Source organism: Paenibacillus sp. FSL R5-0517 (genome assembly GCF_037974355.1).
In the GTDB taxonomy this organism is placed as follows: Bacteria; Bacillota; Bacilli; order Paenibacillales; family Paenibacillaceae; genus Paenibacillus.
In genome coordinates this window covers 5,012,532-5,025,770 of record NZ_CP150235.1, presented here as the reverse complement: position 1 = coordinate 5,025,770, position 13,239 = coordinate 5,012,532, and the positions used below count along the sequence as shown (strand labels likewise).

Here is a 13,239-nt window from a genome sequence, read left to right as displayed (position 1 = left end):
GACGGTCTCTTTCTCGGATTGATATGCGACGTGGGACCGAGTCGTAACAAGCGATATCGGCTCCATATCGCGCGCGAAAAATTCTTCTACTAATCGTCTATGGTAATGCCGATGGTTTCTACAGAAACAAATCAGCCCATGACGCTCTTAAAGCAATCTTTTATACACGTTTCTCAAAGTCGACAGCTTATCCTCACACTTCAATCCCTGCCAAAACCGTACTCCTCGTAGTGAATAGGAAAAAAATCACGATAAAATGCCGCCACGAGTCCTTAGACCCAGGCGGCATCTCCGCTTAGCATTTCATATCATCTACAATGTATCAGAATCCTAAACTTCTTCACCCGTAGCCACCGGATTCTCATCATAACTGATCCAGTCGCTCCAGCTTCCAGAATACAACTTCACATTCGAGAATCCCGCTTCTTCCAGCGCAATCACATTCGGGCAAGCCGAGACGCCAGAACCGCAGTACACGATAATCGCACCATCCTTGTCCAGCTTACTGAAACGCTCTTCTAACACCCCAGTATCTGTCCAACGTCTATCCCAATCCAACACATCTTTCCAAAAGTAGTTCAACGCCCCAGGAATATGTCCGGCCTTGGCATCAATCGGTTCCTCCAGACCTGCATAGCGGCGGGCATCGCGAGAATCGATCAACACGGCGCTACCGCTTGCGGAAGCTTGCTGAGCATCCTCAACACTTGCCAGCATCTGCGGCTGTACGTTCACCTCAAAGGAAGACGGGATCTGCACGGGCACATCCGTGGTCACGGGGAACTTGGCATTTTGCCAAGCGGAGAAACCTTCGTCCATGATATACACCTGATCATGACCGATATAGCGAAGCAACCACCACAATCGTGAGGCATTCATGCCGCCTTGATCGTCATAAGCAACAATTCGACTATTGGAGCCAATGCCCGCTTTGGCGAGACGATTCGCGAGAACAGCCGGATCAGGGAGCGGGTGACGTCCTCCGTGTGCAGAGACAGGAGAAGACAGGTCTTTTTCCAAATCGAGATAGACAGCTCCTGGAATATGTCCAGCTTCATAGGCTTGTCTTCCAGCCTCCGCCTGACCGAGCAAGAATCGGCAATCGGCAATGACGACATCAGGTTCATACATTCTGGCGAGCAGCCAGCGCATGGATACAATATTTTTCATCAAAATACACCGCCTTATGAGAGTGGGAGAGTCGTTTATAACTATGCATTACGAAAAAAATACGTTATACCGTAGTAGGTTCAACAGGCCCTTTTCCAGCGATAGGAGCATCAGCAGGAATGGGTTGAGGTTTGGTTTTGCCATATCGAATGAAGATCCATACCCCGAATATAATGACGACCCCGGCAGACATCTGTAACGCACTGAGGGATTCACCGAGCAGCATCCAGGCCAGCAATGAAGAGAATACGGGTTCCCCAAGTACACCCATGGATACCGTCGTGGCATTCATATATTGAAGCAGCCAGTTGAAGAGATAATGTCCGAAGATCGTTGGCACAATGGCGAGCAATAGGAAGATCCCCCACTCTGATGCAGCGTAACCTCCGAACGGATGGCCCATGATCAGATTATATACCGCCAGCGTGCAGGCAGCCACGAAGAATACCCAGAAGTTATACGAGAATGCACTAAGCCCCGCTCGCAAAAATTGACCCAGCAGCATATGGACAGCGACTGCAATTGTGCCAAGCAAAGAGAGGATGTCACCTTGCAGGGCAGTACCTGCCAACTGGAAATCTCCTGCACCAATGACGATTGACCCAAACAGGGCGATGCCCATGCCGATGATCATCATGCGGTTAATTTTGGCTTTGAACAGCCATACCGAACCTGCAAGAATCAGTATAGGCTCCAGTGCGAGAATAACGGTGGAACTGGCGACACTGGTGAGTCGAAGCGAACCCATCCAGAGCAGAAAGTGAAGGGCCAGCATCACACCGGATGCAAGCAGCAAGCCCCACTGGCGTAAGCTCAGACGCATCATCTCGTGTCTGTATTTCCAGACAAACGGGAGCATTAACAGATTGGTCAGAAATAGACGGTACATGGCAATGACCGCAACATCTGCGTTAGACCAACGTACAAATATCGAAGAAAAAGAAATGGCGATAATGCCGACAAAGAATAACAGATAAATGAATCTGCCGGCACGGTTCAAGCTTGTCATGGGTGTAGCTCCTTCTTGAAGTCTGATGGCGTAAATCACTTCATTATACAGGAGAAGGTAACCGTAGGAAAGATCAAGAGAATAAAGAGATAAGTAGATTGTAACCGGGCTTGTAACTATTCTGTCATTCTCCCGAATCATTTTTCTATTAATCTTCTATATAGAGACATGAAACGAGATAATATACCAATAATCGGGAAAAAATGAAAGTAAGGAAGTGGCATGACAGTGAGAGTCCAACAAGAGAGAGCGGGAGAACGTGGCAGTATTCCGCACAACACAAGCCGCAAGAAAACACATAAACGCAGAAAAATTCGGTATGGAAGGATCAGCATAGCTCTAATGCTCCTGGTACTGTTCGTTACCGGTGTAACATATATATTCCTTGGCATGACACATTGGATCAAAAGCGTTGTGGCACCGCCTCCGATGACTGTAATCGAACAGCCCGCCAAGCTCGGCATGATACAAATTACTCCAGATGCGAAGGAGGAGCCGGTACGGTTCCAGGGCCAGGTTCGCAAATTGGCATACATAACGTTTGATGATGGTCCGACGGAGTATACGGAACAACTGCTGGATATTTTGAAGCAGCATGAGGCGAAGGCTACCTTTTTCATGATCGGACGACAATTGAATCAGCATCCAGATGCAGTGAAACGGCTGTTGAAGGAAGGCAGTTACCCCGGACTCCACAGCATAACGCATAACTATAAAAAGCTGTATAAGAGCGGCAGCTCTGCAAACTTTGTGAAAGAGTTCAAAAAAGAACAGAAGATGGTGCAGGACCTGATTGGTTTTACGCCTCATCTTATTCGCGCGCCTTATGGCAGTAGTCCACAGATCGGTGAAAAATTCAGAGGTGACATTGCGGCGGCCGGGTTCAAAATGTGGGACTGGACGACAGATTCACTGGATTGGAATCTTCCCGGTCAGCCGGATAAGATTGTGGCCCGCGTGAGCAAAAGTGTACATCGGGATAAGGAAGTGATTCTGATGCATGAGCGAGAGCAAACGGTTCAGGCTTTGCCGCGTATTCTGAAGTTGCTCGAAGATCGAGGTTACGAGTTCGAAGTATACGATCCGGATGCACATTGGATAGCGAATTTTAGCGGAGATACCCGCTTGTAAGAGAACAACAAGATGGTGCAAGAGAGGAAGGACTTAGGTGCTAACGAGTAAAAAAGTGGCGCTCGCAGCAGTTAGTGTATTGCTAATTCTGCTGGCGAGTGGTTGTGGAGATCCGCAGGAGCCTGCGGCAAATCAGGTGAACCAACTGGTGCTCAGTGGACAGAAGATTGATCAGAGTTTGAACAATTTGACCAGTCACGAGCAGGAAGATATGAAGTTATACAAGTCCATTTTAGACAAAGGCAAGAACAAAAACAGTGATCTCAAAGCACTGCTGGATCAGGCGGCAGATCATATTGATGAACGAAGCACGTTGTTGAAAGAGGCGGAAGAGGCCATGAAACAGTCCAACGAGAGGGCGGTAGCCCTGCGCAGTTCATTGAAAGAACTATCATTTGAAAACGAAGAAACGTTGGCACAGGCTGAAAAGGTGCTGGATCAGTATGAAGCAAGAGCGCGTGCATTGGAAAATTTTATTGCCTCGTATCAGCTAAGTCTGAGTGCCGATGAACAGTTGTATGATCTGATGAGAGAAAGTGCAGAACCTAATCTGGTTAAGATCAAGCGAGCCATTCGGTCACGAAATAGCGAATATGCGAAGCTTGCTGAATTCCGCAAGCAATTTAACCTCCAGACCAAAGCATTTAACGTAGCCAATGCCAAACTGGTTCAGATGGATCAGGCCAGCTAGGCTGGGGTCCCTGATAATCGTTCAGATATTTGCATGATTGAGCTGCCTTTCTCCCGTGTAAGTACTAGTATACAGCCAAGCCAATGGATGAGAAGCAACATGGACAAGCATCATTGCGTATAAGCTAACGGAGGTGTTCATATGCGAAAAGGAAATACAATGAAAGTCAGTGCATCACTCCTGGTTTTACTTATGGGATTCTCGCTTGTGGCCTGTGGGAACAGTAATCCTGCAGCACAGCCACCGGTGAATAATACGGAAGAACAGTCACCAGCACCAGAGCAACAACCGAATGAAAGTGCTGTAATAGAAGCGGAAGGGATTCTCACCGGATGGGCTGATCCGCACACCGTCGAGATTCGTGTGAATGACAAACCGATGTCTTTCCAGGTGGGCGAAGACCTGCAGAAGTCTTTGGATGATATCGATGACGAAGATTCCGTTCGTTTCAAATATGTAGAGAAAACCATTGATGCAACAACGAAACAGCTTGTACTTACAGAGATTGCTAAGATTGAATCGAGTGATGATAATAATGGTTCCAATGGAGGTGGCACTGTAACCTCCGATCGTCCGAAGACAGCAGAGCTGGAAGTGACGGTAGAAGGCATGACCGAGAAGCGACCAGCGACACTGGCACAAGCAAAAGGTTATTCACTTTATGTGTTTGAACCGATGGCTTTTGACGCGGAAGATCAGGAATTGACCATGAAGATTGATCCCGACTATGAGGTAGAGATTGAAAAGCTGCCGGCGGATTACAATCTGGATGTGCTGAAGATGGACGCCAAGGAAGAGTTGTCCGAGACCGGAGAAGTGAAGCAATTGACGGCTGAACAACTCAGTAATGGGCCGATGAAGGATGCAAAATTGTACATGATGTCCCAGAATGATAAGAAAACAGAGTACTTTATTGTGAAAGAACTGGACGGTAATGGCTTCGTTTTCCATATTCATGCACCGATTGGGGAACCGTCTGAAGGTTTCCTGCCCATGGCATATGCATCCCTTAATTCCATCATGAATGAGTAGAAAAAAAGATTCCCTAAACAGCGTGTTTCCTTGAGAGAGGAGATATGCTGTTTTTGTTGAGGGTCCCTACACTATAGAGTGTACCGGGCTATGCAAAGACAAAGAGCCGGAAGGAACGATGCCCATGCATAGGTTCCTCCCGGCTTCTTCACCGTATTAATATTCAGTTAGCAGAATCGAACCAATAGCCTGGATAGGACTGATAGGCATATTCAGGTTAATATAGTCGATTCCTTACGCCCTCTGAGTTCCTGATAGCTGGCGATTACATTCTGATGAACGGGATGTTCGTCGGGAATTCCCATGCGTTCACGGATGAAGGCGGAGACGCCATCTTCGCGAATCATGTGTTGTAGCTTCATGGCTTCCTCGTCGCGTTTGTCATTGAATAGCATTGCGGCCGCCATAGCAGAAGTTAAATGAGGAATTTTGATTCCGAATTCACTGGCCTGCATCGCTGGGCGAACAAGCCGATCATGTGGCGAGAGCTTGCGAAGGGGGGAACGTCCTACCCGAGTGACCTGATCTGTCAGGTTGGGGTTAGCAAAGCGTTCCAGTATGGTGTCGATATATTTGTTATGCTTCTGAGCGTTAAATCCGTGCTTCTGGATGAGCATCTCACCGGTCTCTTCCATAACCTGCCGTACCTTGGATCGCAGGGTGGAGTTGCTCATAACCTGCCGGATTGTCTTGAATCCTTCAAGATATCCGAAGTATGCGGCGACACAGTGGCCTGTATTCACCGTAAACATTTTACGCTCGATATAAGGTTCAAGGGAATCCACATAGTGAACACCGTCAATTTCTTTAAAACCATCCAGAAGTGCTGGACGATGAACGACCCATTCGTAAAAAGGTTCAACCGTGACCTGCAGCGGGTCTTTGTGGTTTTGGGCCGGAACAATCCGATCCACAGCTGCATTGGGGAAAGAAATATAACGTTCGGCTTTATTGCGAGTCTGTTCATCCAGGAATGGATAGATGCGTTTCTTCAGCCGAGTGCTGCCACCGATGGCATTCTCGCAAGCGATGATATGCAGTGGCGCCTGATTATTGTTTTTCATGCGAAGTTGAATGCCTTTGGCGATTGGCTCTGCGATATCTCCGAGTGCAGATACACCCACCGCAGTTGTAATCACATCAGCTGAAGCGATCTCTTCAGCAACCAGATTTTGCTCACTTACGTTGATCGCCGTCACGTTGTTGACAATTGTTGTATCCTGTTCGCTATTGGCAAGTGTAATCGGGTATTCCTGTCTCTCTTGAAGCATGGAGATTTTCTTCGGGTTACGTGCGACAAAGCAGACTTCGTAGTCGGAAGCGGACAACATATGACCGATAAAACCGCGGCCTATATTGCCCGCACCAAAATGTACAGCTTTCATGTGTGAACTCCCCCTTAAGGATTAAATTGCGAAATTCGTGCAGACCTTAGACGGTAGTGACGAGTGGCTTCGAAATCAAATCGTTAAATGCAAGGTCAGTCAAGCAAGAAAGCCGTTGGTGAGGCATATCGAATTCCAGTGTTCCGGTGATGGTATTCGAGATGACTACGCAGTGCATACCAGCCGCAGCAGCTGCACGCGCGCCGTTAGGTGAATCCTCAATCGCTACGGCTTCGTCTGCAGTTACTCCAAGGGCTTCAAGCGCTTGATTGTAGAGTTCCGGGTCAGGCTTTACATTCGCTACATCATCTGCCGTACGAATGACTTCAAAATAATCTTTCAGTTTCAGTTGTTCCAGATGCTGTTCAACCCACTCCCGTTTGGAGCTGGAGGCTACAGCGAGTTTCAATCCGGCTTCACGTGCTTGTTCAAGATATTCCTGAATACCAGGACGTACCTTCTCCTTGTTCATCAATGCAGCGTGCTGCAACTGAACGGACTCCCTGAACGCTTCCCGATCGATCGGAAGATTCAAATCTGTGATGAGGTACTCATACGGATTAAATGTTTTCAGACTGGTCCCGATGCATTGTGAGTACATCTCCAGGGTTAGATCTACGCCGTGTTCCTTGTAAGCATCACGAAAAGCAATATACCATGCTGTCTCTGTATCAATAATCGTTCCGTCGAAATCAAACACCAGTGCCTTAATCATAAATTTGTTCCTCCTGTTTCAGAATTAGTTTGGGATAAAATAAAATGAAAGTTTTCTGCAAATTCATTTCCGTATATTCATTAACCTGCGGAATGTTATCTGACGCAGTTTATCGTTAATGGATATTAAATTGGGAAAAAATATGTGTTAAAAGCTAATAAAACCGTAACATAGGACAAACTTGGGGGTCAAGTGTGTTATGAATGTTTACATTGAAAATTTTCGCATGGATGACGTATTTTCAGAAAGTGATGAACCTTGCAAACCGTTAAGCCCTTTACATGTAAGCGGTGTACTGAATAAACTGTTTTTTCAGCATAATAAAATAAAAGAATTTTTATGAAAATGGGCTTTTCTGATCCTTCAACAGCTTTCGACACTTTTATAATAGAAGAAATCGTGTTCCTGTAATCAGGAATATTAGCTTTACGCCGGATTAAACCCTGTGGGAAAATAGAAGAAAGATTCTGAAAGTATATGGAGTAAGGGAGGAAGACAAGCATGCTGCTAAGGGACCGTTTCAATGGCTGCTTCATCGGGCTTGCAGTGGGTGATGCGCTCGGAACTACCGTGGAATTTAGCAGTCCGGGCACATTTGAACCTGTAACGGATATCGTGGGAGGCGGCGTATTCGGGCTAAAAGCAGGACAGTGGACAGATGATACCTCCATGGCTCTATGTTTGGCAGAAAGTTTGGTGCGCAAGGCAGACTTCGATCCTGCGGATCAGATGCGCAGATATACGAATTGGTACAGGGTCGGATATATGAGCAGTACAGGCGACTGCTTCGATATCGGCGGGGCCACGCGAAGTGCTCTGGAGAGGTTTGAGATCACTGGAGAAGCCTTCAGCGGATCAGCTGACCCGATGACGGCGGGCAACGGCTCTATTATGAGGCTTGCTCCTGTCGCGTTGGCTTATGCCAATCAACCAAACGAGGCAGTCCGCTATGCCGGGTTGAGTTCTCGCACAACGCATGCCGCAGCGGAAAGCGTAGAGGCATGTGAGGTATTGGCTGCCATACTTGTTGCTGGACTGCACGGAGCGGACAAAGACGTCATGCTAATGCCGGAGACATGCCGACAGTGGAGGGAAGAGAATGTATTTTCGCCCGCAATTGAAGAGGTTGTCATGGGTTCCTATCAGAGTAAAGAGCCGCCCGACATTAAGGGTAGTGGTTATGTGGTTCGTTCACTTGAAGCAGCATTATGGGCGTTCCATAAGTCGGCAAGTTTTGAAGAAGGCGCATTGTTAGCTGTTAATCTGGGTGATGATGCGGACACTACGGGCGCGGTGTACGGACAGATCGCTGGTGCTTATTATGGACTGAGTGGTATTCCGGCACACTGGCGGGACAAGTTGGCTATGCCTGAAACGTTCGAACAACTAACAGAAGCCTTGTGGTTGAAGGCGACAGAAACTCGTTGATAAAGAGATAGGAGAAGAGAACATCTATGAGCACGACTGGACACAAAACAGAATTAGAGGCTTCGCAGTCTGGTAAACGAGGGGCATTTCCATTGTCCCTGTTATGTCTGACGATTGGAGCTTTTGCGATTGGTATGACTGAATTCATCATTATGGGCCTGCTGCCCAATGTGGCAACAGACTTGAATGTAAGCATTCCACAGGCAGGACAACTCATCACGGGATATGCACTTGGTGTAGCGGTAGGTGCGCCGATCTTAACCGTGTTCACCCACAAGATACCACAGAAGAAACTGCTGGTGTTGCTCATGTGCATTTTCATTATCGGGAACGCATTGTCTGTCATTGCCCCGACATACGGGTTGTTAATTTCAGCGCGGATATTAACGGCATTTGCCCATGGTACGTTCCTTGGTGTAGGTTCGATCATGGCAACGCGGCTTGTTGCACCCGAGAGAAGGGCAGGAGCGGTATCGGTTGTTCTCGCGGGGCTAACGATTGCCAATATCATTGGCGTTCCGTTTGGTACGTTTATCGGGCAACAGCTTGGATGGCGGTCATCTTTTGGAGCAATTACGATCTTGGGCATCATTTCGTTGATTGGCATCATTCGTTTCATTCCCGTTCTCCCGCAAGGCGCACCAGCAAACCTCGGGCAGCAATTTCGGAATCTGGTCCGTCCCCAAGTATTATTGGTTCTGCTCGTGGGAGCAATGGGCTGTGGAAGTCTGTTTGCCGTGTTTACTTACATCACGCCGATGCTTGTGGACATTAGTGGTTTTGCCGAGCACAATGTGACCTGGATTCTGGTGCTTTTCGGATTCGGTGTTACGTTGGGCAACATGGTTGGCGGCCGTCTCGCAGATTGGAAGCTAATGCCTTCGTTGATCGTCAACTTTGGCATCCTGGCGGTGCTTCTGGCTGCACTTACGCTTACGCTGGAGAATCCTTACCTAGCTGTAATCACGATATTCTTGTGGGGGGTTGCCGCTTTTGGTATTATGCCGGGATTACAGATTCGCATCATGAATATGACCCGCGAAGCGCCACTGCTGGCGACGACATCAAGTCACTCTGCATTTAACCTAGGGAATGCAGGTGGTGCCTATCTGGGCGGGTATGCAATTACTCATACGGGTCTTATATCGGTACCTTTGTACGCAGCAGTTATTGCCGGATTGGGTTTGCTAGGACTGCTCTTCAGTCTCTTCATGGATCGTAAACATCATGGGCCAGAGGTTGCTCAGGTCGCAGAAGCTGTGTCGGCAAGCTGAACATAAAATCCGTTCACCTCAATTCTTCCATTGAACATGGAGAATTGAGGTGTTTTTTTATGTCATGATGAATCCGGAGTTGGGAGTGAATAGACGGTCTGGTGGCGTGCAGAAGTATACTTTTTTAAGTAGAAGGTATAGATATTTAAGTTTTTTGATGATGTACAAGACATATAAGGTGATATAATGAAAATGTAATTGGAATTGTTTGTAAATTATGGATAGTGAATGTTGGCATCTGTATTAGGAAAGGTGAAGAACAGCAAGACGTATTCGTGCGTAGGAAGGAGGGACTTCACTCTAAAATGTAAGGGCTTTCAATTAGGGGTTGTATATCTGAAAGACCTGTTATGAGGTTCGTACACGATTTAAAATCATATTCCAAAGGAGATTGATACTGATGAAAAAAGGTCTGTCCAAGATTCTGAGTCTCTCCATCACAGCAGCACTCCTTGTACCTACAATGGCGTCTGCAGCCGATATGCAGGAAACCGCAGCCCCTAGCCCCATTCAGGCGGTGGTAGATCAGGGAACGACCGGGACCCTGGATAATTCCGGGCAAAATGCGCTGGCTAACACTCCGGTTGTGCCTGCACCGCCGGGTTATGATGCCTATCGCAACAATATTCCGCACGGCAATACCAATCTGATCTCCTATTATTCCACAACGGTAGGAAATACACGGAAAGCGACGGTGTATACACCGCCAGGATATTCTCCGAATAAAAAGTATAACGTTCTGTATCTCTTGCACGGCATCGGCGGGGATGAGTATGAGTGGGTTAACGCTATGAAACCGAAGAATATTCTGGACAACCTGTATTCCGAAGGCAAACTGTCAGATATGATCGTTGTTATGCCGAATGGCCGTGCCATGAAGGACGACCGTCCAGTGGGTGACATCTTTGCTCCGGACAAAGTGGCTGCGTTTGAACGGTTTGAACAAGACCTGCTCAAGGATCTGATTCCTCACATCGAGGCTAATTATCCGGTATACAAAGACAAGAATAGTCGTGCGCTGGCCGGTCTGTCCATGGGTGGTGGGCAGTCACTTAACTTCGGATTGAAAAATCTGAATACCTTCGCTTGGGTAGGGGCCTTCTCGGCTGCACCGAATACGCAATCTGTATCGCAGCTGGTGTCCAACCCGGGACAAGTTGCTAGCCAACTGAAATTGTTGTGGATCTCCTGCGGATCGAGTGATGGTCTGTTATGGGTCAGCCAGAATTTCAAAAACGGCTTGAGCAGCATGAACATTCCGCATACGTTTTATCTGGATGTAGGTGGACACGAACCATCTGTCTGGAACAGCGGCCTGTATCAGTTCTCACAACGAATCTTCAAATAATTAACCGGCACTCCTAGGGGTTTAGAGTTTTAAGGATATGTACTGGGAATTATATTGAATGGCCGCTGCCTCAGTTCTGTTACGTACAGAGCTGGGGTTTTTGTGTTTTTATGATGAATCAAGTCATCTGAATGGAACATTTAGAGTATTATTAATTTTGTAGTTGGGGTTAATGAGAGTGTACGTATTGGTTTAATTTATTATTACATAGGTATAGGTACTGTGATGAAGGAGAGGGATATGATGTTTTATTACAAAGGTGCGTTCCGTGAAACGGACAATGTGATCTATTTTAAAAGCGATGTTTCATTAGCCCAGAATGATGTTGTCCTATTTGGTGAAAAGAAGTATTTTATCGAAAGTGTGGAGAAAGAATTTCTCCTGCTTCAGCGGGTGGGCTCCATTGTTTCTGTGAGCCTGTGAAATCTTCGTAAGGTCTTATAATCATTTATTTAGTGTCAGGTGGCCATGAGGTGTCACCTTTTTTTAGTTTTCTTGAAAATACACATTTAGATTGAAGGGGGATCTATCCACTTGACATTAGTACTGATGAAATAAAAAAAGCCCAGTGAGGGCTTAGTTCATTAAAAACATGGCAAGCATTGTACCTATTATTAATAGAAGCATAAGAGCCAGTGGAATTGAGCTTATAGTAATTGCCGCAATAGCCAACCCTCTTCCCGATGTTGAACGTCGAGCACTCATGCCAAGAAAAAAACTAGTTGCGTTAATTAATAGAACCAATGCCATTGTGATCATTATTCCGTTTCCATTTGTATTGTAGCTTTTATTTGCTTCCATTGCCATATGGAATAAACCGAGGGAGGCTAATCCAATAAAACTAAATATAAAGGATACTACTGCTCTGCCAAGTCTGTCTACTTTCTTAATTTCCTTTTTCGCCTTCTGTTGTGATACGGTTCCCATAACATCCTCCTGAGTCTTATGTACTAATTAGTAGTCAAAAAGTAGCATTTTATTATGTTAGCATGTTTACAACTTTAATGGAATAAATTTCTTTTATCGTAACTTCATGAAGTTAATGCTTTATTAAGAAAGGAGAATGGCGATATTAAAAGGTTGCATATGCTACACACTCCATTTACATAAAATAATATTTTTTAAAGCTTTATAGCCCGTACCTATTTCCCCGTACATGCACTTCTGGGCCTCTGCCTACATACAATAAATCGACCCTGTTCCCACATGTGCTCAGGCCAGATCGTTGTAAAACTGCAGGAGGTGTCATCTGTGCCCGGATTGTTTACCGCAATTGCTCTATTCATTAAAGAGTTAACGTTACTCGTCTCGTATGTCAAAAATAATGCGTTCCCCCAGCCACTGGCTGAGGATGATGAAGCCAAACATTTACGCCTTATGGCTGAAGGCAATGCTCACTCTCGCAATCTGCTCATTGAACACAATCTGCGCCTCGTCGCGCATATCGTCAAGATAATGTAAACACAAAACAAGGTAAGATTGAAGACGGATTAACCCTTATTCTTAAAGGGAAATTGACTCTCGAAAAGTTGGTTAGGGGATCAAATAAAACACGGAAAGCAATTAAGAAAACATCTACTGTACATATAGTGTAGGATTAAACTCTATATTTAGTGAGCGGGATTGAAAGCCGTTGGTAATTTGCAAGCATGTAGTAGTCACATGGTATAATATCCCTATACAAAAAGGGAGGTTGTACATGAGATCATTATCGTTAAAGGACAAGCTTATACTTGTTGGTGGCTCTGCATTTCTCATCTTGTTTTACATTGCTTACAAGACAGACTATAGCTATCAAGGTGTGGGCAATATTGTTGAACACTCTATCGAGCATGTATCAAGGTTTATTGCATCAGTTCTTACGCCGCTTAAACCAGAAATACCTCAAATAAACTTCTAGACAGCCCTCACACGGCTGTTTTTTGTTTACCCTCATTATGTCTGTCCAACTCCCAAAACTCCAGCACAACCAATCATAGCCCCATACAATCGTGTCACCCGGTGACACTGTGGTTCCGAATTTCGGGAGTATAAAAGTGTTCCTTATTATTTTATA

At 46.1% G+C, this 13,239-nt stretch carries 13 protein-coding genes and 1 pseudogene; 9 read left to right on the top strand and 5 right to left on the bottom strand.

Annotated features, from left to right (window positions below; all coding sequences use genetic code 11):
- Positions 1–330: 330 nt before the first annotated feature.
- The gene (locus MKX40_RS22465; RefSeq protein ID WP_339236336.1) at positions 331–1,170 is read right to left on the bottom strand and encodes a sulfurtransferase; all 840 of its coding nucleotides are present in this window, start codon (positions 1,168–1,170) and stop codon (positions 331–333) included.
- A gap of 64 nt (positions 1,171–1,234) precedes the next feature.
- Complete coding sequence (locus MKX40_RS22460; RefSeq protein ID WP_339236334.1) at positions 1,235–2,179, bottom strand: DMT family transporter; 945 nt, start codon at positions 2,177–2,179, stop codon at positions 1,235–1,237.
- 228 nt (positions 2,180–2,407) lie between these two features.
- Between MKX40_RS22460 and MKX40_RS22455 the strand changes: the two genes are divergently transcribed.
- The 3 genes from MKX40_RS22455 to MKX40_RS22445 all read left to right on the top strand — a co-directional run bounded on the left by MKX40_RS22455 (position 2,408) and on the right by MKX40_RS22445 (position 5,033).
- Positions 2,408–3,310: a polysaccharide deacetylase family protein gene (locus MKX40_RS22455; RefSeq protein WP_339236331.1), complete on the top strand. Its 903-nt coding sequence runs from the start codon at positions 2,408–2,410 to the stop codon at positions 3,308–3,310.
- Positions 3,311–3,347: 37 nt separating this feature from the next.
- Positions 3,348–4,001, top strand: coding sequence for a YkyA family protein (locus MKX40_RS22450; protein ID WP_339236329.1), 654 nt, complete (start codon positions 3,348–3,350; stop codon positions 3,999–4,001).
- A gap of 141 nt (positions 4,002–4,142) precedes the next feature.
- The gene (locus tag MKX40_RS22445) at positions 4,143–5,033 is read left to right on the top strand and encodes a hypothetical protein (RefSeq protein ID WP_339236327.1); all 891 of its coding nucleotides are present in this window, start codon (positions 4,143–4,145) and stop codon (positions 5,031–5,033) included.
- A 212-nt stretch (positions 5,034–5,245) separates the two neighbouring features.
- Here the strand turns inward: MKX40_RS22445 and MKX40_RS22440 are convergent, their stop codons facing one another.
- Positions 5,246–6,418, bottom strand: coding sequence for a mannitol-1-phosphate 5-dehydrogenase (locus MKX40_RS22440; protein WP_339236325.1), 1,173 nt, complete (start codon positions 6,416–6,418; stop codon positions 5,246–5,248).
- A 46-nt stretch (positions 6,419–6,464) separates the two neighbouring features.
- On the bottom strand, positions 6,465–7,133 hold the full coding sequence (locus MKX40_RS22435; protein ID WP_253439552.1) for an HAD family hydrolase: 669 nt from the start codon (positions 7,131–7,133) through the stop codon (positions 6,465–6,467).
- A gap of 501 nt (positions 7,134–7,634) precedes the next feature.
- Here MKX40_RS22435 and MKX40_RS22430 point away from each other — a divergent pair.
- The 4 genes from MKX40_RS22430 to MKX40_RS22415 all read left to right on the top strand — a co-directional run bounded on the left by MKX40_RS22430 (position 7,635) and on the right by MKX40_RS22415 (position 11,606).
- Positions 7,635–8,561 carry an ADP-ribosylglycohydrolase family protein gene (locus MKX40_RS22430; protein ID WP_339236323.1) on the top strand — a complete coding sequence of 309 codons (927 nt, stop codon included), beginning with the start codon at positions 7,635–7,637 and terminating at the stop codon, positions 8,559–8,561.
- A gap of 26 nt (positions 8,562–8,587) precedes the next feature.
- Positions 8,588–9,835, top strand: coding sequence for an MFS transporter (locus MKX40_RS22425; RefSeq protein WP_339236321.1), 1,248 nt, complete (start codon positions 8,588–8,590; stop codon positions 9,833–9,835).
- Positions 9,836–10,235: 400 nt separating this feature from the next.
- Positions 10,236–11,183 carry an alpha/beta hydrolase-fold protein gene (locus MKX40_RS22420; protein WP_339236318.1) on the top strand — a complete coding sequence of 316 codons (948 nt, stop codon included), beginning with the start codon at positions 10,236–10,238 and terminating at the stop codon, positions 11,181–11,183.
- Between the two features lie 240 nt (positions 11,184–11,423).
- A complete protein-coding gene (locus tag MKX40_RS22415) occupies positions 11,424–11,606 on the top strand; it encodes a hypothetical protein (protein WP_249912092.1) in 183 nt (60 codons plus the stop codon).
- Between the two features lie 153 nt (positions 11,607–11,759).
- Here the strand turns inward: MKX40_RS22415 and MKX40_RS22410 are convergent, their stop codons facing one another.
- Positions 11,760–12,110, bottom strand: a complete 351-nt coding sequence (locus MKX40_RS22410; RefSeq protein WP_339236315.1) for a hypothetical protein — start codon at positions 12,108–12,110, stop codon at positions 11,760–11,762.
- Positions 12,111–12,434: 324 nt separating this feature from the next.
- Between MKX40_RS22410 and MKX40_RS22405 the strand changes: the two are divergent.
- Both MKX40_RS22405 and MKX40_RS22400 read left to right on the top strand, forming a co-directional pair.
- A pseudogene (locus MKX40_RS22405) lies at positions 12,435–12,635 on the top strand (RNA polymerase subunit sigma-70); the annotation flags it as partial.
- A gap of 247 nt (positions 12,636–12,882) precedes the next feature.
- Positions 12,883–13,083 carry a hypothetical protein gene (locus tag MKX40_RS22400; protein WP_339236312.1) on the top strand — a complete coding sequence of 67 codons (201 nt, stop codon included), beginning with the start codon at positions 12,883–12,885 and terminating at the stop codon, positions 13,081–13,083.
- Positions 13,084–13,239 lie beyond the last annotated feature (156 nt).